The sequence below is a fragment of the Novosphingobium sp. BW1 genome, from assembly GCF_008107685.1.
Lineage (GTDB): Bacteria > Pseudomonadota > Alphaproteobacteria > Sphingomonadales > Sphingomonadaceae > Novosphingobium.
Map to the genome: position 1 here is coordinate 1 of NZ_VIRF01000088.1, position 21,730 is coordinate 21,730.

Here is a 21,730-nt window from a genome sequence, read left to right on the forward strand (position 1 = left end):
GGCAGCCATCAACCGCTTCATCAAAGAGCACAACGAGGATCCGCGTCCCTTCGTCTGGAAAGCCGACCCCCACGACATCATCGCCGCTGTCAGGCGCGGGCACCAAACGTTGGAATCAATCCACTAGTCATCACGTAATCCCCCTTGTTGTTTCATTCCTCCCTCTCCGATTCTGGACCCGTGCCTGTCTGTTCGTGCTGGCCGGATCTCTGGGTTCCGGCGTTATTTGTCCGGACCTTTGTGTCGGCTAGGATCGTCGTATGGGGCGACGGGATTGTGTTGCCGTTTTCTTTTGCGGCTTCGGCAGAACCTGCCAATTCGGACGCCGATTTTGCGAAATGTGCTGCTATCGGTGCAATTTGTGCGCTGCAGCATGCACGTTGCAGGAGCAGCTTTAAGTCCGGCGCATCAGGTCGATTCCGACAGAATTATGACTAAGGCTGTTTGCTTGTCGGATAAATATGGCCGAAATTGCGCCTGTAACCCTTTCCAAGGGGCCGTTTGGAAGGCTTGATGGCGCTCGCGAAGGACTCCCGCAGGCGCGTGGTATCGCGGCGCAGGTGTTCGGCTGGGCGGGTGTATTCGGCAGAATCTGTTTCGGCCTGCCCGGGATTCGGCACGTATCGAACAAGGCCGCTGATAGCCTCGCTGCAGAAGCCCGGAGCGCGGGAGCCCAAGACCTGCATTCCAGCCCGTGTTCGGGATCGCGCAGGATCGCGCCGTCCCGTCGACGAGCGGCCACAACAGATCGTGCCGACAGAGGGGCTTCGAACAGACACGAAGGCCGGCCGTGCGCTGGCCCAGACCAGGGGAACGACTATGAGGGGTGAAGACAGAGATCTGGGTATGGGCCGGTCGATCGACCGGCGCGATTTCATTCAGGGCGTCGCCGCCGCGACCGCGGGCAGCGCGATGGCCATGGCCGCGCCTTCCGCCTTCGCCAAGGCCGCGATGGGCCCCAAGGGTGCGGCGCTCTCGGGCGTCAACGTCGACGGCGCAGTGACCGCGGCGAACTATCCGCCCTTCCGCACCGGCATGCGCGGCCATCACCCCGGCGCCTACGAGGCTGCCCACGAGATGCGCGACGGCAAGGTCTTCCCTGCGGGCGATCCCACCGGGGAAATGTACGACCTTGTCGTGGTGGGCGGGGGCATCAGCGGCCTCGCCGCAGCCTGGTACTTCCGCGAGCGTTTCGGCAACGACGCGAAGATCCTCATCATCGACAACATGGACGACTTTGGCGGCCATGCGAAGCGCAACGAATTTCAGGCGAGCGGCAAGCAGCTGATCGCGAACGGGGGCTCGTCCTACATCGTAGGTCCTTCGTTCTGGACCAGGGATTCGATTGCGCTCGTTAATCATCTGGGCATCGGCCCGGGCAGTCCGACCGACCGCTCGGACGGCAATCTCTACAAGTCGCTGGGCCTCGCATCGGGGACATTCTTCCGCAAGGAGGTCTATGGCCGCGACCAGCTGGTGAAGGGCGGCTCGACGCTCGGCTTCGACCGCGCCTGGCTCGATCAGACGCCGTTCCCGCCCGCGGTCAAGGAAAGTCTCGACCGCTTCGTGAACGGCCAGATCGACTACCTTGCCGGAAAGAGCGCGGCGCAGAAGGTCGAGACGTTGCGTTCGATGAGCTACCGTGACTACATGCTCAACGTCGCCAAGGTGCACCCCGACGTGGTGCCCCTGATGCAGGGTATCTGGTGTCTGGGCTCGGACATGGGCTCGGCCTGGTTCGCCTTCTTCCGCCACCGTCCCGGGTTCGAGGGGCTGGGGCTGGAGCGTCCGGCCAACTCGCCCGAAGGCGAGACGATCCACCATGACGATTACCACCTGCCTGCCGGCAACAGCGACATCGCGCGCCTTATCGTGCGCGATCTCATCCCCGACGCGCTGCCGCCGGGCAACTTTGCCGAGGTCGAGACCAAGCGGGTCGACTACTCGACGCTCGACCGGCCCGGCCAGAAGGTGCGCATCCGGCTCAAGAGCATCGTTACCGGCGTGAAGCACGAAGGGCCGGACGGGCGCCTGTTCGACCCTGACACGTCCGAGTGCACGGTCAATTACATCAACGACGGCAAGATGATGGCGGTGCGCGGCAAGAACGTGGTCATGGCCTGCATGAACAACGTCGTGCCCTACCTCATTCCCGAATTGCCCGAGGAGCAGAAGGGTGCGATGCACCAGGCGGTGCGCGCGGTGAACCAGGTCACGAACGTGCTCTTCCACAACTGGCAGCCCTTTGTCGAGGCCAAGATAGGGCGGGTTTCGTTCCCCAACACCTTCTACGGGTCTATGGGCCTTGCCGCGCAGCGTTACCTTGGCGAAATGACCCCGCCGACATCGCCCGACCAGCCGATGGTCGTGGGCTTCAACACCGGCTCGAACTCGGGCGTGTGCTCGAACACGACGATGCTGAGCGATCTGTGTGGCGGGGCGGCGCCCGAGCCCGGCACCTACGCCGACGACCAGTTTCGCATGGCCCGTGCCGGTCTTCTGGCTACGCCCTTCGAATACTTCGAGAAGGCCGTGCGCAGCCAGGCGGCCGCGGTCTTTGCGGACACAAGCTTCGATCCGGCCCGTGATATCCTGGCGATCACGGTCAACCGCTGGGGCCATGGCTTCGCCACCGGGCGCAACACCCTGTTCGAGGCCGACCGCGAGGCCAAGGTCTCGCCCACCGCACTGGCCAAGCAGCCCTTTGGACGCATCACCATCGCCAATTCCGATGCGGGCGGCGTCTCGACCGCAGGCACGGCGATGGACGAGGCGTTCCGTGCGGTGCGTGAACTCGAACAGCGTCAGTTCGGTTTCTACGAAGTGATCTGACCTGTGATGCGGGGCAGGGCCGGAGCCTTGCCCCCCTTTGGCGACCTTTCTTCCCCTCAACCTTCATGCGCACGGCATACGCGGTGCTTGCCCGCTGGCATGCACGGACAGCGCCCTTGCGCCCCGACCAGGAGATATTCGATGAACGGGATTGCCCGGACCTTCTCGGCGGCAGCCCTTGGCCTTGCCACCACCGGCGTACTTGTTACCGGCCTTGCGGCAGGCCAGGCGCAGGCCGCTGCGCCCGAACTCGACCCGCGCATTTCCGGTACACAGGGCCTTATCGGCTACTGGAAGGTGGACCTCGCGGCCTCGACCTATCCCAAGACCGCGCCGCTCGCCGCGGTCCGCAGCTTTGCCTACTCCGAGGACGGCAAGATCCTTGTCTCCTTCGCGAGCAAGGGCGCGGATGGCAAGCTGACCTTCGGCCATTGGGCCGCGACGCCCGACGGCACGCCCGCGATTGAGTACCACGTCGATGCCAATTCCTATCCCTACAACGTCGTCTCGTGGAAGTTGGTTGGCCCCGGACGCCTCGAACTCGTGGTCGCGCGCAACGGAGGGTCTTACACCTGCATCTACCAGCTTTCCGAGGACGGCGAGACGCTGAACTACAGTTATGGCGACACCAACATCGTCTACCGCCGCTGGGACCTGATGGACTAAGCATGACGCGCACACTTTGCACGCTGGCCGCAGGGCTCCTAGCAGGCCTGTCTCTGCCCGCCGAGGCGCAGGATGCGGTCACAGGCCGCAAGGTCTTCGGCGGCTCTTGCGCGGTCTGCCACGGCACGACGCCGGGCGAGAAGAAGATGGGGCCCAGCCTCTTCGGCGTGGTGGGTCGTAAGGCAGGCTCGGCCGAGGGCTTCCGCTTCTCGCGCGCACTCGCCAAGGATGGACGGAGCTGGAATCCGAAGAGGCTGGAGGCCTTCCTTGCCAACCCGCGTAAGGAAATTCCCGGCACGCGCATGGCCTATGCGGGCTTGCGCAATGCCGAGCAACGCAAGGCGCTTGTGGCTTATCTTGCGACCCTGAAGTGACGCAGGCGTTGTCGGGAAAGGGCAGCGAAAGATAAAGACGAGGATTTCCGAGGGCCATTGCCCTGGGGCTCCCCGAAATGGCGACCTTACCCTGCGCGCGCTACTTGGCTCCGCAAGGTGGCGTTGCCGATTTTGCGGCAAGGGATGAAGGCCCCTTGGCATGTCGTACTTCAAGCCTCTGGCACCTGATAGATCGCCAGGATCTGCCGCGTCACTTCGTCCAGGTTGAGGCGTCCGGGGCGGTACCAGTTCCCGGCCGAGTTGATCGTGGTCAGCAACAGGATCCGGTAGAGCGCACGGTCGATGTGCGCGGGCAGCGGTGTGGCCTCCACGAGCTCGGTGAAGAGTGTCTCGAAGGCGTCGCGCCGCTCGATCAGCTTGGCGCGCACGGTCGCAGGCACGGCCCGAAAGTCGTTCATCAGCGGCAGTGTCACCGAGGCCGGATCGAGCTGGATCGCGATCAGCACCCGGCAGGCGGTTTCCAGTCTCCGGGCAGGATCGCAAATCGGCGTGATAGCGCTTCGGATCGCCTCTTCCGCGCCGCGTAGCGCATTGTCGTGGACGCGGATGAAGAGCGCGTCCTTGCTCTTGATGTAGTGGTAGAGAGAACCGCCGAGCAGGCCCACCTTTTCCCCGATGTCGCGAATGCTGGTTGCCGCATAGCCCCGCTCGGCGAAGAGTACGGCGGCCGCGGCCAGGATGCTGTCTTCGCGCGAAGGATCGCGGGACGGAGAGGGAGCCGGGTTCGCCATGCCCTGCTGGGTGGCGAGCGCAGAGGGACAGTGCAAGCCCAAAATGGCGAAAGGGCCGGCGCCGGGGCCTGCTAGTCCACGACGACGAAGTAGCCGGCGAGGTTCTTGCTGTGATTGCGGATCTCGATGACGTAGCGCTGGGTGAAGAGGGGCACCCACTGGCAGGCGCCGTTGTTTCCTTCGCACACGGCGCGGGCATTGCGATCCAGGACCCGCAAGGACCACGGCGCTTTTCCGGCGGAAGAGAGGGCAATGGGCGCCTTCTCCCCTGAGAGGAAAACCTGTTCGAACTGGTCGGCCTTACCGCCGGTGACCTGCCCGCTACGGTAGCCCGGGCTGAGCGGGCTGCCGCGGTAGATCGGGGCGGGCGCGGATGTGGCGGGGGCAACGGTTCGCCACAAGGGCACCGGGTCATTGCCCGACCACTCGGCAATCGGATGCGCGCCGGCGCGTTCAATCACGGCCAGCGCTCTCGAGCCTTTCAGGATCGTCCCCGGCGTGGGCCTGCGCGGCCTCGGACAGGGTCAGGGCGACGACGCCGCTGACACTGTCGGGGGCCGCCTGGGCTGTCGCGCCTTGTGCCAGGGCACATGGTGCGAGGTTAAGCGCAAGACCGCCCAAAATAGCCGTGCGGGTCTGTCTGCTATGGGCTTCAAACAGCGAAGGAGTGCGCCTGGACAAGGTCATGTCGTGGTCTCCGGTGTCACGGTAAAGCAGGCGCCGTGGGGGGAGTCGACGAGGGCGATCTCGAGATGGTGGCGCTGGGCAATCGCCCGGCACAGCGTGAGGCCAAGCCCTGCGCCGTTGCCTTCCGGGTGCGGTCCGGCGCGGGAAAATTTCTCGAAGACCTGCTCGCGTTGTCCTTCGGGGATACCCGGACCGTCATCGCGCACGGTGAGCCGGGGACCGGCCTCGAGCGCAAGAGTAATCGTACCTCCTTTCGGAACGAACTTGAAGGCGTTGTCGAGCAAGTTGGTGATGAGGCGGGTAAGGGCCATTTCCTCGCCGGGGATCACGACGTCCGGCTCAATGTCGAGGATGAGCGCGTGACCGGTCTCCTCGGCGCTGTCGGCGTACAGTTCGCCAAGCCGCTGGGCGATCTCGGACAGGTCTACGGGCACGAGTCCGTGCCGGTCGCCGCGCCGGGCCTGGCTGGCGGCGATGTCGAGGAGCGATTCGAGCATGCGGATGATGCGCCGGATCTCGCTGCGCGCGCTGGCGATGCGCCGGGCGGTTTCCGGGTCGGGGGTCGCGGCCAGCGTTTTTACCAGCCGGTTGTCGAGATGCATCAACGGCGTGCGGATCTCGTGGGCGACGTGGTCGGTCGTCTCGCGGTTGGCGCTGGCAAGGCGGCGCAGGCGGGCGAGCGCGTTCGCCGAGTGGCGGGTGAGTTCGCCAATCTCGTCCTCGTTCTCCAGATGGCGTGACAGCGCTTCGAGCGCGGTGTCGTCGGGAGTGCGAAACGCGGTGTTGAGCCGTTCAATACGTGTGGCCAGGCGTCGCACGGCGATGAGCCCGGTAAGCGCGACGGCGGCCACGATGATGAGCCCTCCAGCAAAGAAGACGAAGCCGACTTGTCGGCGCAAGGTATTGAGGTCGCGCGCTTCATGCGCGACCAGAAGGCGCAGGTCCGGGCTCAGCTCGGTAACCCGGCCATAGGCGTGGCGGTTGCGCTCGACCGCGATTTTACCGGTCTGGGAGAGGTTGGCGTGCAGGTCCGGCCAGCGCGTGAGGTCGCCGGCCAGCCGCTGGCCTTGTCCGCCAACCAGCATGTAGTGCGTCAAGGTGCCCTTGCGCGGTTCGAGCGCGATACGGTCGGCTATGCGGTCCTGCAGTTCAGCGAAGCCATTGCTGGTGTAGATATCGACAAGCCCGGCCATATCGACGTCGACCGCGCGCTCGAGCGCGATCTGGTTGGCGCGCGAAATGGTCGTATCGGTCAAAATCCAGAGCACGAAGGTGATGCTGAGCGCGCTGAAGCAGGCCAGCACCACGATCCGCGAATAGATCGAGTGGCGCAAGCCAAGGCGCTTGATCACCGGCCTTCGAGCAGGCGGTAGCCTGCGCCCCAGATGGTTTCGAGCGCGGGGCTGTCGAAGCCTTCCTCCAGCTTGCGGCGCAGGCGCCCGATGTTGACGTCGACGACGTTGGTCTGCGGATCGAAGTTCATCTTCCACACGTCGCGCAAGAGCATTTCGCGGGTGAGAACCTCGCCCGCGTTCTCCATGAAGTAGCGGAACAGTTCGAATTCGCGCGGGCTGAGCGAGAGGTGGCGGTTGGCCCGGAAGGCGGTGCGCGCTTTCACGTGGCACTCGAACGCGCCGTGGAGGATCACGGCGCTGTGCGCGCGGCCCGAAGCGCGGCGGTGAAGCGCACGCAGGCGGGCAAGCAGTTCCTCGCTTTCGAAGGGCTTGGCAAGGTAGTCGTCCGCGCCGCCGTCGAGCCCTTCGGCCCGGTCGCTGGTGCGCCCGAGGGCGGAGAGCATGAGGACCGGGGTGTCGATGCCGCTCTCGCGCAGGCGGGCCAGGATGGTGAGACCGTCGAGATCGGGCAGCATGCGGTCCAGGATGATGACGTCGAAAGGCTCGGCGCCCGCGCGCTTGAGCCCGTCGGTGCCATTGTCGGCCCATTGCACGACATCGCCACCTTTCGCAGCCAGATCACGGACCTGCCGGGCGGCGCGGGCGTCGTCCTCGACGTAGAGAATGTTCAGTCCGGCCATGTTCCCGTTTCCTGTTTGCCGGGAGCCCCGAATTTCAAAAGGATACCCTAGCTTGGTCGCCTTCGCGCGCAAATGACGAAGACTGTGAGAATTGGGACTGTCCGAATCGCACGCGGTGGCTCAGGCGCCCACCGCCATGTTGTCGATGAGGCGCGTGGTGCCAAGCCGCGCGGCCACGAGCAGGCGCATGGGGGCTGCAATCGGGGTATCGAGCGGCGCGAGGCTCGCCGCATCGCACAGCAGGGCATAATCAATGGGCCCGAAGTCCGAGGCCACGAGTTCGTCGGCAAGTGCGGCGAGCGCGGTCGCGGGAACTTCTCCCCCTTCGATCCGTGCAATGGCGGCCTTCATCGCGGCGGGAAGCGTGGCGGCCCGCGCGCGCTCGTCGGCGGAGAGGTAGGCGTTGCGCGAGGACATCGCGAGCCCGTCCGCCTCGCGGACGATGGGAACGCCGTGGATCGCGGTGACGTGCGGGCGCGTGAGGTCCAGGTCGCGCGCCATGCGGCGGATGACGGCCAGTTGCTGCCAGTCCTTCTCGCCGAAGAAGGCCATGTCAGGCCCAACCTGGTTGAAAAGCTTGGCCACAACGGTGGCCACGCCGTCGAAATGGCCCGGCCGAGCCGCCCCGCACAGTCCTTCGCTCACGCCCGAAACGCTGATCGAGGTGGCAAATCCGTCCGGGTACATCGCCGAGACCTGCGGCGCCCAGAGGAGGTCCACGCCTTCCTCTTCCAGCAGCCGTGCATCGCGTTCAAGAACGCGTGGATAGGCATCGAGGTCCTCGTTCGCGCCAAATTGCAGCGGGTTGACGAAGATCGAGACGGCCACCGCATCGGCGTGGCGTCGGGCTTGGCGCACCAATGTCAGATGCCCTTCATGGAGCGCGCCCATGGTTGGGACCAGCGCCAGCGTACCGTTCGCGCGCAATTGGGCGGCGGCACTGCGCAGTGGATCAAGGGCGTGCACGGTTTGCATTGGCAAGGACTGCTCCGATAGGATACCGCCAACCCGAGGCGGCCTCGTGACCATGCCCATAGCGGTACAGGTCACGCGGCGGCAATGGGTTGAAAACAGGGGAAGGTGCAAAGGCGGTCTTGGCCGCCCGGCGCCAGCAGAAAGAGCGAAATCAGGATCCGTGACAGCGCATCGAATCGTCTTCGCAAACGAAAAGGGTGGGACGGGCAAGTCCACCACCGCCGTTCATGTGGCCATCGCGCTTGCCTACCAGGGGGCCAAGGTCGCCGCGATCGATCTCGATCCGCGTCAGCGCACCTTGTACCGCTACCTTGAAAACCGGGTCGAGACCGAGCAGAGGCGCGGTATAGCGCTGCCGGGCGCCCGTTTCTCGGTCTATGACGGCGAGGATTTCAACGAGCTTGACGACCTCGCCGAGCAGATCGCGGACGGCTACGACTTCCTGATCTTCGACACGCCGGGCCGCGACGACGCCTTCGCGCGCCACGTCGCCTCGACCGCGGACACGCTGGTCACCCCGCTCAACGACAGTTTCATCGACTTCGATCTCATCGGCCAGGTTGAGACCGAGACCTTCAAGGTCAAGAAGCTCTCATTCTACGCCGAGGTGATCTGGGAAGCGCGCAAGAAGCGCGGGGTCAAGTCCATCGAGCAGGGTGCGCGGGAGCTTGACTGGGTGGTCGTGCGCAACCGCATGCAGCACGTCGAGGCACGCAACATGCGCCGCATGGACGGCGCATTGCAGGAACTGGCGCGCCGCGTAGGCTTCCGCATCTCGGGTGGCCTGTCCGAGCGTGTGATCTTCCGTGAGCTGTTCCCCTCGGGCCTGACGCTGCTCGACAAGGGGCATCTGGGTGAACTGGGCACCAGCCACCTGGTCGCCCGTCAGGAACTGCGTGGCCTGGTGAAGGGCCTCAATCTGCCCCGTCCGAGCCGCACCGAGGCGCCCGCAGCCATCGCTTCTGGCCGATGAAGTTCCTCTGGATCATCGTCCTGGCCGCGATTGCCTGGCGCATGATTCTGGGCCGTTGGCCCTGGCAGACCCTGGGCATCAGCCACTGGCCGGACAGCCCGCCCAAGCGCCGCACCTTTGCGCAGACGCAGGCGCAGGAACTGCTGGGCCTGAAGGATGGTGCCAGCCGCAAGCAGATCCTGGAGGCGCATCGGCGCCATGTGGCGCTGGTCCATCCCGATCGCGGGGGATCGAGCGAAGAGGTTCACGCCGCCAATGCCGCGCGCGACACCCTCCTCGACGCGCTTGGCGATACGGGGGCGGAGCGCTCGGGGCGTTGACCATGGTTCTTGCCCCGGGACCGCTCCACCCGCGTGGGGGACATGTCTTCGATGCTTCGCTTCTGCGCGCCTACGATGTGCGCGGTGTCTATGGTGCGACCCTGTTCGAGGCCGATGCCTACGCGATGGGGCGCAGTTTCGGCTCCGTGGTGCGACGCAGGTCTTCTTTCGAGACCCCGAAGGTAGTCGTCGGCCGGGATGGCCGTCTCAGTTCGCCGCAGCTTGAACAGGCTCTTGTCGAGGGCCTTTGCGAGAGCGGCGTTGCTGTCATCCGGATTGGGCTTGCGCCCAGTCCGATGCTCTACTTTGCGGAAAGGTCATTGGAAGATGTGGAAGGCGGCATTGAGGTAACTGGCAGCCACAATCCCCCCGATCATAACGGCTTCAAGATAGTACTTGGCGGGCGTCCCTTCTTCGGGGCGGATCTCGCGCAGCTGGGCGACATGGCTGCGCGCGCGGACTGGATGGAGGGGATGGGCGCCGCGGAAGGGCGCGATGTCGCGCCGGACTACATCGCCGCGCTGCGCGGCGGGCTCTGCCAGGCGGACCCGGATGCGCTCGCGCGCCTGCGGGTCGCGTGGGATGTAGGCAACGGCGCTGCCGGTCCCATCGTCGAATCTCTGTGTCGGCAGTTGCCCGGAACCCACCATGTCCTGCACCCCTGTGTCGATGGACGGTTTCCCAATCACCATCCCGATCCCACTCTCCCGGAAAACCTGACAGACCTTCAGGCGCTCGTCGCGGCGAAGAGCCTCGATTTCGGAGTGGCTTTCGATGGCGACGCGGACCGGATCGGCGTGGTCGATGGGGAGGGACGGATTGTCTGGGGAGACCAGCTGCTGGCGCTTCTGGCGCGCGACATTCTGGCGCACCATGGCGAAAGAGGCGGCGGTATGCGGCCTTCGGTGGTGGGGGATGTGAAGATGTCCGCAACCACGTTCGCACAGATCGAGGCCGCGGGCGGGGTGCCGGTCATGGCGCCATCCGGCCATTCGCACATCAAGTCCACAATGAAGGCGACGGGGGCAATTCTGGGCGGCGAGATGAGTGGCCACCTGTTTTTTGCCGACCGTTACTTCGGGTTCGACGATGGTATTTACGCAGCCGTACGGATGATGGCGCTGGTGGCGCAGGTCGGGCGCTCGGTTGCCGATCTGCTGGACAGCCTGCCGCGCACGTTCGCCACGCCCGAGCTGCGCTTTGCTGTGCCTCCGGCTCGCCGTACCGCCGTGGTGGCCGAAGTGGGAGAGCGTCTGGCGCAGGAGGGGCTCGTCCCGGTGACGCTTGATGGTCTGCGTCTTGATGGACCGGATGGCTGGTGGCTGCTGCGCGCGTCCAACACGCAGGACATGCTGACCGCACGCGCGGAAAGCACGTCCGAAGAGGGGTTGGCACGCCTTGTCGGGCAGATCGATGCGCAATTGGCGCTATCGGGTATCGTCCGGCCGCGCGAAGCCTGAAAACGGTGGGGGGAACTGGCCCGCGGCGCAGGGATTGCACGAAAGGTCAGGCGGCGGAGTAAGAAGCAGGATGGTCGAGCAGGCAATACCCCCGGAGATCACGGCGTGGTTTGCAGGGCGCCAATGGCGCGTGCGCCGCCACCAGGCCCAGATGCTGGAGGCCGCCGATGCCGGACTCCATGCCCTGCTCGTCGCCGATACCGGCGCGGGCAAGACTCTCGCAGGTTTTCTGCCTACGCTTTGCGACTTCACACCGTCACGGCTGAACGGAAAGGCGCCGCCCGAAGGGCTGCACACACTTTACATCTCGCCGCTCAAGGCGCTTGCGCATGACGTTCAGCGCAACCTGATTGCCCCGATTGAGGACATGGCGCTTGCCATTCGTGTCGAGACACGTAGCGGGGATACGCCTTCCGATCGCAAGGCGCGCCAGCGCGCCCGGCCACCGCATGTGCTGCTGACGACGCCCGAATCGCTCTCGCTGTTACTGAGCTATCCGGAAGCGGCGGATATGTTCGCCAGCCTGCGCCGGGTGGTGATCGACGAGGTCCATGCCTTTGCGGCGGGCAAGCGCGGTGATCTGCTGGCGCTTGCGCTCGCACGGCTCCAGGCGCTGGCGCCGGGGCTGCAGCGTGCGGCACTTTCCGCGACGCTGGCCGATCCCGATGCCTACCGGGGCTGGCTTGCGCCTTGGGGTGACCTCGATTCGGTTGCGCTGGTCGAAGGCGAAGCGGGGGCGGCTCCGGTCGTCGAGATCCTGGTGCCCGAGGACGCGCGGATCCCCTGGAGCGGGCATGCGGCAACCTGGGCGATCCCGCAGCTCATGGAGCGGATTGCGGCGCACCGCACAACGCTGATCTTCACCAATACCCGCTTCCTGGCCGAGTACATCTTCCAGGAACTGTGGAGTGCGAACGAGGACACGCTGCCCATCGGCATCCACCATGGCTCGCTGTCCAAGGAGGCGCGGCGCAAGGTGGAAGGGGCTATGGCGCGGGGCGAATTGCGCGCTCTTGTCTGCACGGCCAGTCTAGACCTCGGCATCGACTGGGGCGATATCGACCTTGTCGTGCAAATGGGCGCGCCCAAGGGCTCCTCGCGGCTTCTGCAGCGGATCGGGCGCGCGAACCACCGGCTCGACAGCCCGAGCGAGGCACTGCTGGTGCCGGGTAACCGTTTCGAATTTCTTGAGGCCTTTGCCGCTCAGGAGGCGGTGCGCGAGGGGCAGCGTGATGGGGAGGGCTTTCGGCCGGGCGGGCTCGACGTGTTGGCCCAGCATGTCATGGGGCGGGCCTGTGCCGGTCCGTTCACCGAAGCCGAGGTGCTCGACGAAGTGCGCTCCAGCGCGGCCTATGCCCGGGTGGACGCGGCCATCCTGCGACGCGTGCTCGAATTTACGGCGACGGGGGGGTACGCGCTGCGGGCCTACGACCGGTTCCGGCGCATCGTGAAGGACCGCGATGGGCTCTGGCGCCTCACCCACCCCGAGCACGCGGCGCGCCATCGCCTGAATGCGGGCATTATCGTGGACTCTGAAATGCTCGAGGTACGCTTTCGCAACGGACGCTCTCTGGGCAAGGTCGAGGAAGGCTTCGGGGCAAGCCTGGAGCCGGGCGATACCTTTCGCTTTGCTGGGCTCGACCTTGAGGTCGAATCGCTCAAGGACCTCGATCTTATCGTGCGCGCAGCAAAACGCTCAGCCACGATCCCCAGTTACATGGGCCAGCGGATGCCGATCTCGACGCATCTGGCGGGACGTGTCCAGGCGATGCTGGCTGACCGTGCGGGCTGGGCGCGGTTCCCGGACGATGTGCGCGAATGGTTGGAGGTGCAGGACTGGCGTTCCCACTTGCCCGCGCCCGGGCGCCTGTTGGTCGAGAGTTTCCGGCATCGCGAGCTTGCTTATACCGCTTTCTATACTTTCGAGGGCTGGAACGCGAACCAGTCTCTGGGGATGCTGATTACCCGGCGCATGGAGGACAGGGGGCTGGGACCGCTCGGTTTTGTGGCGACCGACTATACGCTGATTGTATGGAGCCTGAAGGCGGTGGCAGAGCCCGCCGCGCTGCTTTCACCCGATATCCTGACCCATGAATTCGTCGATTGGGTGCAGCAGAGCTATCTACTGCGCCGGGCCTTCCGGGAGGTGGCGGTCATTTCCGGTCTGGTCGAGCGCCAGCAGCCGGGAAAGCGCAAATCGGGGCGGCAGGTCACGTTCTCGACTGACCTCATCTACGACGTGCTCGCGAAGTACGAGCCTGATCACGTGTTGATCGAGGCGGCCTGGGCCGATGCGCGCGCACGTTTGACGGACGTGGCGCGGGTGGGGGATCTGCTGGAACGCGCCGCGCGGGAAATCGACCATGTCCACTTGGAGCGAATCAGCCCGCTGGCCGTCCCGGCGCTCTCCATGATTGGACGCGAGAACCTGCCCACGGGCGCTGGCGAAGACGATCTACTGTTCGAGGCCGAGACATTGGCGGGGCTTGCCATGCAGGTGCAGCCAACGATCGAGGATCCCGAGGTCTTGTGAGCACGCTGTATAGGGTGCGGACATGAAAAAGGGGCGGATTGCTCCGCCCCTTGATCTGTGCTCGCAAGAGCTCGGTATCGGCTCGGCTTACTTGCCGAATTCGGCGAACTGTTCGTTGCCGACGAAACCGAACTTTGAGACGTTCGATCCCTTGATGATCTGCAGCACGTTGGCCGACAGCTCGTAGCTGGCGTTCGGCTCGGGCTGGAACTGAAGTTCCGGCTCGACTTCGTACTGAAGCGACTGCTGAAGCAGGTTCAAGAGGCCGGGGCCGTCCACCGGAGTGCCGTTCCACAGGATCTCGTCGTTCACGGTAAGAACGACCTTGTTGCGGATCGGATCGACCGGCGGGGGATCATTCGGTGTCTGCGAATTGACCGGCAGGTCGATGTTGATCGCGTGGGTCGCGACCGGGATGGACATGATGAACATGATGAGGAGGCAGAGCATGACGTCGATGAGCGGCGTCGTGTTCATTTCCATCATCGGCGCGCCGTCTTCCTTGCCGCCTGACATAGCCATGAGGGTGTTCTCCTGTTCTTGCCGGGGGCTTAGTTCGGGTCGATCGGGTTGGTGATGAAGCCAACCGTCGGGTAGCCCGAAATCTGCACGTTGTAGATCGTGCCGGCCACGCAGCGCCACGGGGCTTCCACGTCGCCGCGGATATGCACCTGGGGCACCAGGTCCGGGTTCGACATGAGGGCCTCGGGGCCGCCTGCACGCTTGACGATGCCGTCAAGGCGCTTGAACGCGCGGTCGCGAAGTTCCTCGGCCGAGACCGGGGTGATGTTGTTGAAGTAAACGCGACACTCACCGTTGCGCGATGCGCCCTGGTAGCCCGGTTCACCTGCACTGCGTCCGCCATCGTCGGTCGTCGAAACGGTGAGGAGAAGGTTTTCGACCTTGTCCTTCGATTCGACGGCCTCGATCACCGGGATACGCAGCTTTTCGATCGTCTGGATCGCGACTGGAACCGCGATCAGGAAGATGATCAGAAGCACCAGCATGACGTCGACGAGCGGCGTCGTGTTGATGTCGGACATCGGTGTCTCAGCACCGCCTCCGCCCGATGATATCGCCATAGTCTTATCCTAATCCTTGCGTTGCCTTGGGGAAGGCGACGGTCAGCGCATGCATAGTACCGCCGCCGCCTTTGCTCCCCGGAGGTTGCGGGACCAGCGCGGCCGATCCCGAAAGCCCGGACTGATTACGACTTGGCGGGAGCCGGCTTGGCCGGAGCAGTGGCCGGCTTCTTGGCCGCCGATGCGGTCGCGGTGATCGGCTTAACGGCACCCTTCGAGGTGATGTAGGCAAGAACGTCGCTCGAGAAGCCGGTCAGCATCTCGGCGATGCGCTTGTTGCGAGCCTGGAGGTAGTTATAGGCAAGCACGGCCGGAACGGCGACGAGCAGGCCGAGGGCGGTCATGATGAGAGCTTCACCGACCGGGCCGGCGACCTTGTCGATCGAGGCCGAACCGGCAAGGCCGATGGCGATGAGGGCGCGATAGATGCCGACAACGGTACCGAACAGACCGATGAACGGAGCGGTTGCACCGACGGTGGCGAGGAACGGCAGGCCACCGGCGAGGCGGGCGTTGATCGAGGCTTCCGAACGGGCCAGCGAAGCGTGCAGCCAGTCGTGGGCTTCGAGTTCGTCGGTCATCTTGGCGTGCTGCTCTTCAGCAACGATGCCGTCGTCGACGAGCTGGCGCCATGCGCTGTTCTTCTCGAGCTTGGTGGCGCCGTCCTTGATGGTCGGAGCCTTCCAGAACGAGTTGCCTACGGCCTTGTACTGGCGGAAGATCTTCGACTGTTCGAACCACTTGGTGAACAGGATGTAGAACGAACCGAACGACATGATGCCGAGGATCACGACGGTGGCGTAGGCGATGAAACCGCCCTGTTCGAGGGCTTCGGCAAAGCCGAACTTGTTCTGCGGCGCGGCTTCGCCGGCGGCGGCAAGGATATCAACGATAAGCATGCGAATTACCTCTCAAGAAGAATGCAGGATTATAGGGCCGTCTCACACCGAGGGCGGGGCCCTGTATCAATGGGCTTAGTTGAGCTGGTAGACGATTGTGGTCGAGTAGCTGCTCGAGATCGGGTTACCGGCTGCGTTGAGCGCCGGTTCGAAGCGCGCATAGCGCTCCATGCCGTCGCAAGCTGCTTCGTCCAGATCCGGGCTGCCGCTCGAGCTGGTCACCTGGCAGCTGCCGGCACGACCTTCGGCCGTCACCGTCACGCGAACACCCACACGACCTTCACGACCCTCACGCGCGGCGCGGCTCGGGTAGTTGCGCTGAATCTGCGCGGCCCAGCGGCCCGCGTTCTTCGTCGAGGCACCACGTGCCTTCGAAGGAGCCGGGGGAGCAGGCGGTGCCGGCGGTGCCGGCGGCGCAGCCGTGGTGATCACGGCGGGCGGTGCAGGCGGCGCCGTGATCACGGTCTGAACCGGCGGCGGGGCCGGAGCGATGTTGATCGGCGGCGGCGGCGCCACGATGGGCGGCGGCGGCGTATCCGGCTGCGGTTCGGGAGGCGGCGGCGGGGGCTCTTCCTCCTTCGGGGGTTCTTCCTTGATATCCACGGTGGTCACTTTGCTGATGACCTTCTTAGTTGCCTCATAGGCAAGGCCCGAGATCAGCGCATAGCCGATGAACACATGGATCAAGGCGACGATGACAATAGTGGTAAGTTTACTACCACTCATTTGCTGGTCAGCGTAAGCCATTCAGACGCATCACTCCATTACCAAGCCCCGGCCATGCACGAAAACGCACATGTCCAAGGGCGCCGATGGCCCTCGCTGCACGCGAAGCCCATGACGAAATTCGAAATTACCCACCCTGACGGCTGACAGTCCACCTCGCGATTGTCACGCAACAGCAAGGCTTACCGCGGAGCATGTTTGTTTTATCGCCCCGTTTTGCAGTTTTCTTAGCGTTGAAGGTGCCCCTGCGCAACGCCCAATCGCAGAGCGTGGGGTTAACCTCCAATTAAGCTGCATTTGCCGCATGGTGCATCGTGAGATGGATTGCCGCAAGGCTTTTCACGTCTCATAAGATTGCGAATTTGTTACGGAGTCTGATTTCATGCCTGCTGTGCGACGCCCTTTTACGACGGGTCTGGCCGCTTTGAGTTTCATTTTTCAGGCCGTGCCCGCACTTGCGGCTAACCCGCAGTCTCCGGGCGCGGACGTGACCTTTGCGGACCTTGCCGATCTGGCCGATTCGGCCCCCATGGTGATCGAGGCGCAGGTGACACGCATGACCCGTCTCGGGGCTGATAGGGCGGCTGGTCTTGCACCGGGAATCGGGCGTTTTTATGTCGAGGCGGACACGCGTGCCTTGCTCGTCGGCAAATCGCCGATTGGCGAATCGTTGCGCTATCTTGTCGACATGCCCCTCGATTCCCGCGGCAAGGGTGAGGATCTGAAGGACCGGATGGTCATCCTCTTTGCACGCGCGGTGCCGGGCCGTCCGGGCGAGGTCCAGCTGATCGAACCGGATTCGCAGCTGCTGTTTACGCCGGCGCTCGACGCAAAGTTGCGCGGTCTTCTGCGCGAGACGGTCGCGCCCGATGCACCAGGCGAGATCACCGGCGTGCGCGAACTGCTCTATGTACCGGGGACGCTGGCCGGGCAGGGTGAGACGCAGATCTTTCTGAATACCCGGGATGGTTCGGCCGCCTCGATCACGGTGCGCCATGAACCGGGCAAGCCGGTCGCCTGGGGCGCCTCCTTCTCCGAACTGGTTGCCGACGTCACGCAGCCGCCCGCGCCCGAGACGCTGGAATGGTACCGTCTGGCCTGCGCGTTGCCCCAGTACCCGCCGCAGGGGGCCAATATCTCGCAGGGGTACGACGCCAAGCGCCAGGCACAGGACGATTACCGTGCGGTCCTGCGTCAGTTGGGGCCGTGCACGCGCAACCGCTCATAATGCTGTGCTGCCTGCGCGCGAAGGCCGGTCTGCGAGCAAAGGGCAGGCCACGTGCGCAAGGTGCTGGAAAATCGCGTGCAGCTGTCCTAGGGCCCGGGGCCGAAAGGGGACCCGATGACTGAACCGCTGAAGATCGCACTTGCAGGCCTTGGAACCGTGGGGACGGGCGTTGTCCGTCTGATCGAGACGAATGCGCAGCTGATTGCTCGCCGCGCCCGGCGCCCGGTGCAGATTACCGCCGTCAGCGCGCGTGACCGTACCAAGGATCGCGGCGTGGACCTCTCTGCCTACGCCTGGGTTGACGATCCGGCCGAGCTCGCGACGCGCGAGGATGTCGATGTCGTGGTGGAAATGGTCGGCGGCTCGGATGGTCCGGCGCTTGCCATCGCGCGCACCGCGTTGGCCCACGGCAAGAGCCTCGTCACCGCGAACAAGGCAATGCTCGCCCATCATGGCCTGGAACTCGCCGAAACCGCTGAGAAGGCGGGCGCCGCGCTCAAGTTCGAGGCGGCGGTTGCAGGCGGTATTCCGGTGGTCAACGGCCTGATCGACGGCGCGGCGGCCAATGCGGTCGAGCGCGTCTATGGCATCCTCAACGGCACCTGCAATTACATCCTCTCCACCATGGAGGACACAGGTGCCGACTTCGGCGACGTGCTTGCCGATGCGCAGCGTCTGGGATACGCCGAGGCCGATCCGACCTTCGACGTCGAGGGCATCGATGCTGCGCACAAGCTCTCGCTGCTCGCCTCGATCGCGTTTGGCGCGCGTCTCGATTTCGAGGCGGTCGAGTGCGTGGGGATCAGCCAGGTGAAGGCGGCGGACATCGCGCAGGCCCAAGATCTGGGCTACGTCATCCGTCTGATCGGCATGAGCGAGGTCGACACCGCCGAAGGCTCCCCCCGCCTGTTCCAGCGCGTGCGTCCTTTTCTGGTCCCGACCGGCCACCCGCTCGCCAATGTCGATGGGCCGACCAACGCGATCGTGGCCGAGGGCAATTTCGTCGGCCGTCTCCTGTTCCAGGGCGCGGGCGCAGGCGATGGTCCGACCGCGAGCGCGGTCGTGGCCGACATCATCGAGGTCGCGCGCGGTGAGAAGGGGCCAGCCTTCGCGATGCCCGTGGCCGAACTGGAAGTCATGGAGCCGGCTGCCTCCGGGCACCGCGTTTCGAGCTTCTATATCCGCTTCACCGTGCCCGACCGCCCGGGCGTACTTGCCGAGATTACCGCGGCCATGCGCGATGCGGGTGTCTCGATCGAGAGCATGATCCAGAAGGGCGATCCCGACCAGGACGGCGAAGTGATCCTTGCTATCGTCACCCACCCGGGCCCCGAATCGGGCGTCGTGGAAGCGGTGCGCATCCTTGATGGGTCAGCCAGCCTGATCGCGCCGCCACTGGTGATGCAGATCCTGGGCAGCTGATCGGTGTCGGGCCTTTGTGGCCAAGGCTCCGAGCCCATGTAGAAATGCGAAGAAAAGGGGCGTGCCATGCCCGTGGCGCGCCCCTTTTTGCGTTTCGCCCCTCTGAGTCCGGGGCGACCGTGCTAATTCACCCGCAGGCGGCCCTTGGCGATCTTGTCCGCGTCCGAGCCCTCCGGCGCTTCGGGGATGGCGGAAAGGTCAATGATGAGCGGCTGCTCGGGCGGGCAGGGGCCGACCACGCACATGCCGCTCGCGGTCGCCTTGCCCTTGAAGATACCGCCACCTGCGACGTCGGGCGCATGCAGTCGGCCATCGTCGGTTCCGGCAGAGGCTGTGGGGTCGTCCTCGGTGGTGGAGGGGATGCGGAATTCCTCCTCGTCGGGGGCGCACACGATGATCTCGCCCTGGCGGATCGTGCGCAGGCAGGCCCGGCGGGAGCGGTCGCGGGTGACCCGTCCGCCGTTGCCCAGCATCTTTTCCGCAATTGCGCGGTCCGCCTCGGAAACCTGGGAATCGGCGGGATTATCCCCATCCTGGCCGAGCGCCGAGGTCGGGACGAGCGCGGCAAGCGCCAAAAGCACAGTTCGTCTTCTCGACAACTCAGGTTCCTCTGTTTAAGGCAGGCAAACCTTTCCTCCACGGATTAATCCGGAGTGAACATGTCTGAACATACCCCTGCCAGTAAAGTCCTCGATCGCGTCCTCGTCCTCGAAATGGTGCGTGTGACCGAAGCCGCGGCAATATCCGCCTCCAAGCTTGTTGGGCGCGGCGATGAAAAGGCGGCCGATGCGGCGGCCGTCGAAGCCATGCGCAAGGCCTTCGACGAACTCTACATGGACGGCACGGTCGTTATCGGTGAGGGCGAGCGCGATGAGGCGCCGATGCTCTTCATCGGTGAAAAGGTCGGCGGCGCGCCGGGCAAGGGGCCCAAGATCGACATAGCGCTCGATCCGCTCGAAGGCACCACGATCACCGCCAAGGCCGGTCCCAATGCGTTGGCCGTTCTGGCTGCCGCTGAAGAAGGTGGCCTGCTCAACGCGCCGGACGTCTACATGGACAAGATCGCGGTGGGCCCGGGTTATCCCAAGGACGTGATCAGCCTCGACAAGAGCGCGACCGAGAACGTCAAGGCGGTTGCGGCGGCCAAGGGTGTGGAGCCGGGCGACATCATCGTGTGCGTGCTTGACCGTCCGCGTCATGCCGATCTCATCGAAGAGTTGCGCGGCCTGGGCTGCGGCGTGGTGCTGATCGGGGATGGCGACGTGGCCGGTGTCATCGCGACCACTGACGAAAACACCAACATCGACATCTACATGGGGTCGGGCGGCGCGCCGGAGGGCGTGCTGGCAGCGGCGGCCCTGCGCTGCGTGGGCGGTCAGTTCAACGGACGCCTCCTGTTCCGTAACGATGACGAGCGTTCGCGCGCCCGTAAGTGGGGCATCGAGGATCTCAACCGTATCTACAAACTGGAAGACCTCGCCAAGGGCGACTGCATCTTCGCGGCGACGGGTGTGACCGATGGCTCGCTGCTCGACGGCGTCAAGCACTTCAAGAACGGCAAGCTCACCACCGAGAGCGTGGTCATGCGCGCCAGCTCGGGCACGGTACGCTGGATCAAGGGTGAGCACGCGATCTGAGCGCAGCGTTCTGACAGCTAACGGGAAAGGCCGGTGCCACGCAGGTGGGGCCGGCCTTTTTGCTGAACGGTATACGCCCCGCGCAGGCATTTGTGGCGCGCAAAAAGCGGGATGCCTCTATTGCATTTGGGTGACGGGTCACTAAGGGCGGGCGCGTTCTGGCCTCACGAGTGGCATTTTTCGGGGATTCGCAATGAAGATCATGTCGGGTAACAGCAACCTTCCGCTGGCGCGCGCGGTTGCCGCCTATCTGGAGCTGCCGCTGACCGATGCCAGCGTGCGTCGTTTCGCGGACGAGGAAATCTTCGTCGAGATCCACGAGAACGTGCGCGGCGAAGACGTTTTTGTCGTCCAGCCGACCAGCTACCCGGCCAACGACAACCTGATGGAACTGCTGATCTGCATCGACGCGCTGCGCCGTGCCTCGGCGCGCCGCATCACCGCCGTGGTTCCCTATTTCGGCTACGCCCGCCAGGACCGCAAGCCCGGCCCGCGCACGCCGATTTCGGCCAAGCTGGTTGCCAACCTGATGACCGAAGCCGGCGCCGACCGCGTCCTCTCTGTCGATCTGCACGCTGGCCAGATCCAGGGCTTCTTCGACATCCCCACCGACAACCTGTTTGCAGCCCCCGTGATGGCGGCCGACATTCAGGCCCGCTACGGCGACCAGTCGCTGATGGTGGTCTCGCCGGACGTGGGTGGCGTGGTGCGTGCCCGTGCGCTGGCCAAGCGTCTTGACAATGCGCCGCTCGCCATCGTCGACAAGCGTCGTGACCGTCCGGGTCAGTCGGAAGTCATGAACATCATCGGCGACGTCCAGGGCCGCGCCTGCATTCTCATCGACGACATCATCGATTCGGGCGGCACGCTGTGCAACGCGGCGCAGGCGCTGATGGACCAGGGCGCGGCGAGCGTCACGGCCTACATCACCCACGGCGTGCTTTCGGGCGCGGCGGTTTCGCGCGTGAACAATTCGGCGCTCAAGGAACTTGTTATCACCGATTCGATCCAGGCGACCGAAGCTGCGCAGGCTTCCGACCGTATCCGCATCCTCACCATCGCCCCGCTGCTGGGCGAGGCGATCCGCCGCATCGCCGACGAGAGCTCGGTTTCGAGCCTGTTCGATTGA

Annotated in this window: 22 protein-coding genes and 1 pseudogene; 12 read left to right on the forward strand and 11 right to left on the reverse strand. The window is 64.8% G+C overall.

The genetic code is table 11. The features are described 5' to 3' along the window. The 4 genes and pseudogenes from FMM79_RS16310 to FMM79_RS16325 form a co-directional block, all read left to right on the forward strand. A pseudogene (locus tag FMM79_RS16310) lies at positions 1–127 on the forward strand (IS630 family transposase); the annotation flags it as partial. A 692-nt stretch (positions 128–819) separates the two neighbouring features. Continuing rightward, positions 820–2,832 (forward strand): NAD(P)-binding protein, encoded by a 2,013-nt coding sequence (locus FMM79_RS16315; protein WP_162528533.1) that lies wholly within the window; start codon positions 820–822, stop codon positions 2,830–2,832. A 141-nt stretch (positions 2,833–2,973) separates the two neighbouring features. After that, a complete protein-coding gene (locus FMM79_RS16320) occupies positions 2,974–3,498 on the forward strand; it encodes a hypothetical protein (protein ID WP_148628512.1) in 525 nt (174 codons plus the stop codon). A gap of 2 nt (positions 3,499–3,500) precedes the next feature. After that, positions 3,501–3,872: a c-type cytochrome gene (locus FMM79_RS16325; RefSeq protein WP_148628513.1), complete on the forward strand. Its 372-nt coding sequence runs from the start codon at positions 3,501–3,503 to the stop codon at positions 3,870–3,872. Positions 3,873–4,042: 170 nt separating this feature from the next. Here the strand turns inward: FMM79_RS16325 and FMM79_RS16330 are convergent, their stop codons facing one another. From FMM79_RS16330 to panC, 6 genes are all read right to left on the reverse strand, one after another. Further along, positions 4,043–4,624 (reverse strand): TetR/AcrR family transcriptional regulator, encoded by a 582-nt coding sequence (locus tag FMM79_RS16330; RefSeq protein WP_148628514.1) that lies wholly within the window; start codon positions 4,622–4,624, stop codon positions 4,043–4,045. 71 nt (positions 4,625–4,695) lie between these two features. After that, a complete protein-coding gene (locus FMM79_RS16335; protein ID WP_148628515.1) occupies positions 4,696–5,085 on the reverse strand; it encodes a hypothetical protein in 390 nt (129 codons plus the stop codon). Further along, positions 5,078–5,311 (reverse strand): hypothetical protein, encoded by a 234-nt coding sequence (locus FMM79_RS16340; RefSeq protein WP_148628516.1) that lies wholly within the window; start codon positions 5,309–5,311, stop codon positions 5,078–5,080. The genes FMM79_RS16335 and FMM79_RS16340 overlap by 8 nt, the downstream gene beginning before the upstream one ends. Further along, positions 5,308–6,663 (reverse strand): HAMP domain-containing sensor histidine kinase, encoded by a 1,356-nt coding sequence (locus FMM79_RS16345; RefSeq protein ID WP_240339262.1) that lies wholly within the window; start codon positions 6,661–6,663, stop codon positions 5,308–5,310. The genes FMM79_RS16340 and FMM79_RS16345 overlap by 4 nt, the downstream gene beginning before the upstream one ends. Next, positions 6,660–7,346 carry a response regulator transcription factor gene (locus FMM79_RS16350; RefSeq protein WP_148628517.1) on the reverse strand — a complete coding sequence of 229 codons (687 nt, stop codon included), beginning with the start codon at positions 7,344–7,346 and terminating at the stop codon, positions 6,660–6,662. The genes FMM79_RS16345 and FMM79_RS16350 overlap by 4 nt, the downstream gene beginning before the upstream one ends. 120 nt (positions 7,347–7,466) lie before the next feature. Next, positions 7,467–8,321, reverse strand: a complete 855-nt coding sequence (gene panC / locus FMM79_RS16355) for a pantoate--beta-alanine ligase (RefSeq protein WP_148628518.1) — start codon at positions 8,319–8,321, stop codon at positions 7,467–7,469. 160 nt (positions 8,322–8,481) lie between these two features. Between panC and FMM79_RS16360 the strand changes: the two genes are divergently transcribed. The 4 genes from FMM79_RS16360 to FMM79_RS16375 all read left to right on the forward strand — a co-directional run bounded on the left by FMM79_RS16360 (position 8,482) and on the right by FMM79_RS16375 (position 13,607). Beyond that, entirely contained in the window at positions 8,482–9,294 is an 813-nt protein-coding gene (locus tag FMM79_RS16360; RefSeq protein WP_148628519.1) for a division plane positioning ATPase MipZ, read from the forward strand. Next, positions 9,291–9,614: a J domain-containing protein gene (locus FMM79_RS16365; RefSeq protein ID WP_148628520.1), complete on the forward strand. Its 324-nt coding sequence runs from the start codon at positions 9,291–9,293 to the stop codon at positions 9,612–9,614. The genes FMM79_RS16360 and FMM79_RS16365 overlap by 4 nt, the downstream gene beginning before the upstream one ends. A 2-nt stretch (positions 9,615–9,616) precedes the next feature. After that, entirely contained in the window at positions 9,617–11,074 is a 1,458-nt protein-coding gene (gene pgmG / locus FMM79_RS16370; RefSeq protein ID WP_148628521.1) for a phosphoglucomutase/phosphomannomutase PgmG, read from the forward strand. Positions 11,075–11,144: 70 nt separating this feature from the next. Then, a complete protein-coding gene (locus tag FMM79_RS16375) occupies positions 11,145–13,607 on the forward strand; it encodes a ligase-associated DNA damage response DEXH box helicase (RefSeq protein ID WP_148628522.1) in 2,463 nt (820 codons plus the stop codon). Between the two features lie 87 nt (positions 13,608–13,694). Here FMM79_RS16375 and FMM79_RS16380 read toward each other — a convergent pair whose 3' ends face one another. The 4 genes from FMM79_RS16380 to FMM79_RS16395 all read right to left on the reverse strand — a co-directional run bounded on the left by FMM79_RS16380 (position 13,695) and on the right by FMM79_RS16395 (position 16,335). After that, positions 13,695–14,129 (reverse strand): biopolymer transporter ExbD, encoded by a 435-nt coding sequence (locus FMM79_RS16380; protein ID WP_148628523.1) that lies wholly within the window; start codon positions 14,127–14,129, stop codon positions 13,695–13,697. A gap of 29 nt (positions 14,130–14,158) precedes the next feature. After that, entirely contained in the window at positions 14,159–14,689 is a 531-nt protein-coding gene (locus FMM79_RS16385; protein ID WP_205466701.1) for a biopolymer transporter ExbD, read from the reverse strand. Positions 14,690–14,814: 125 nt separating this feature from the next. Next, a complete protein-coding gene (locus tag FMM79_RS16390) occupies positions 14,815–15,588 on the reverse strand; it encodes a MotA/TolQ/ExbB proton channel family protein (protein ID WP_148628525.1) in 774 nt (257 codons plus the stop codon). A gap of 75 nt (positions 15,589–15,663) precedes the next feature. Beyond that, positions 15,664–16,335, reverse strand: a complete 672-nt coding sequence (locus tag FMM79_RS16395) for an energy transducer TonB (RefSeq protein WP_148628526.1) — start codon at positions 16,333–16,335, stop codon at positions 15,664–15,666. A 403-nt stretch (positions 16,336–16,738) separates the two neighbouring features. Between FMM79_RS16395 and FMM79_RS16400 the strand changes: the two genes are divergently transcribed. Next, positions 16,739–17,542, forward strand: coding sequence for a hypothetical protein (locus FMM79_RS16400; RefSeq protein ID WP_240339263.1), 804 nt, complete (start codon positions 16,739–16,741; stop codon positions 17,540–17,542). Positions 17,543–17,656: 114 nt separating this feature from the next. Beyond that, on the forward strand, positions 17,657–18,964 hold the full coding sequence (locus FMM79_RS16405; RefSeq protein ID WP_148628528.1) for a homoserine dehydrogenase: 1,308 nt from the start codon (positions 17,657–17,659) through the stop codon (positions 18,962–18,964). A gap of 122 nt (positions 18,965–19,086) precedes the next feature. Here the strand turns inward: FMM79_RS16405 and FMM79_RS16410 are convergent, their stop codons facing one another. Continuing rightward, positions 19,087–19,563 (reverse strand): hypothetical protein, encoded by a 477-nt coding sequence (locus FMM79_RS16410; RefSeq protein ID WP_240339264.1) that lies wholly within the window; start codon positions 19,561–19,563, stop codon positions 19,087–19,089. A gap of 60 nt (positions 19,564–19,623) precedes the next feature. Between FMM79_RS16410 and glpX the strand changes: the two genes are divergently transcribed. Together glpX and FMM79_RS16420 are read left to right on the forward strand one after the other, a co-directional pair. After that, positions 19,624–20,601 (forward strand): class II fructose-bisphosphatase, encoded by a 978-nt coding sequence (glpX, locus tag FMM79_RS16415; protein ID WP_148628529.1) that lies wholly within the window; start codon positions 19,624–19,626, stop codon positions 20,599–20,601. 193 nt (positions 20,602–20,794) lie between these two features. Further along, a complete protein-coding gene (locus tag FMM79_RS16420) occupies positions 20,795–21,730 on the forward strand; it encodes a ribose-phosphate pyrophosphokinase (protein WP_039389128.1) in 936 nt (311 codons plus the stop codon).

Excerpts from the sequence above, each read along its gene's own strand:
- FMM79_RS16325 (WP_148628513.1), top strand. The coding sequence starts at position 3,501 with ATGACGCGCACACTTTGCACGCTGGCCGCAGGGCTCCTAGCAGGCCTG.
- FMM79_RS16405 (WP_148628528.1), top strand. The coding sequence starts at position 17,657 with ATGACTGAACCGCTGAAGATCGCACTTGCAGGCCTTGGAACCGTGGGG.
- panC (WP_148628518.1), bottom strand. The coding sequence starts at position 8,321 with ATGCAAACCGTGCACGCCCTTGATCCACTGCGCAGTGCCGCCGCCCAA.
- FMM79_RS16350 (WP_148628517.1), bottom strand. The coding sequence starts at position 7,346 with ATGGCCGGACTGAACATTCTCTACGTCGAGGACGACGCCCGCGCCGCC.
- FMM79_RS16375 (WP_148628522.1), top strand. The coding sequence starts at position 11,145 with ATGGTCGAGCAGGCAATACCCCCGGAGATCACGGCGTGGTTTGCAGGG.
- FMM79_RS16380 (WP_148628523.1), bottom strand. The coding sequence starts at position 14,129 with ATGGCTATGTCAGGCGGCAAGGAAGACGGCGCGCCGATGATGGAAATG.
- FMM79_RS16385 (WP_205466701.1), bottom strand. The coding sequence starts at position 14,689 with ATGGCGATATCATCGGGCGGAGGCGGTGCTGAGACACCGATGTCCGAC.
- FMM79_RS16365 (WP_148628520.1), top strand. The coding sequence starts at position 9,291 with ATGAAGTTCCTCTGGATCATCGTCCTGGCCGCGATTGCCTGGCGCATG.
- glpX (WP_148628529.1), top strand. The coding sequence starts at position 19,624 with ATGTCTGAACATACCCCTGCCAGTAAAGTCCTCGATCGCGTCCTCGTC.
- pgmG (WP_148628521.1), top strand. The coding sequence starts at position 9,617 with ATGGTTCTTGCCCCGGGACCGCTCCACCCGCGTGGGGGACATGTCTTC.
- FMM79_RS16315 (WP_162528533.1), top strand. The coding sequence starts at position 820 with ATGAGGGGTGAAGACAGAGATCTGGGTATGGGCCGGTCGATCGACCGG.
- FMM79_RS16390 (WP_148628525.1), bottom strand. The coding sequence starts at position 15,588 with ATGCTTATCGTTGATATCCTTGCCGCCGCCGGCGAAGCCGCGCCGCAG.
- FMM79_RS16340 (WP_148628516.1), bottom strand. The coding sequence starts at position 5,311 with ATGACCTTGTCCAGGCGCACTCCTTCGCTGTTTGAAGCCCATAGCAGA.
- FMM79_RS16320 (WP_148628512.1), top strand. The coding sequence starts at position 2,974 with ATGAACGGGATTGCCCGGACCTTCTCGGCGGCAGCCCTTGGCCTTGCC.
- FMM79_RS16330 (WP_148628514.1), bottom strand. The coding sequence starts at position 4,624 with ATGGCGAACCCGGCTCCCTCTCCGTCCCGCGATCCTTCGCGCGAAGAC.
- FMM79_RS16395 (WP_148628526.1), bottom strand. The coding sequence starts at position 16,335 with ATGGCTTACGCTGACCAGCAAATGAGTGGTAGTAAACTTACCACTATT.
- FMM79_RS16420 (WP_039389128.1), top strand. The coding sequence starts at position 20,795 with ATGAAGATCATGTCGGGTAACAGCAACCTTCCGCTGGCGCGCGCGGTT.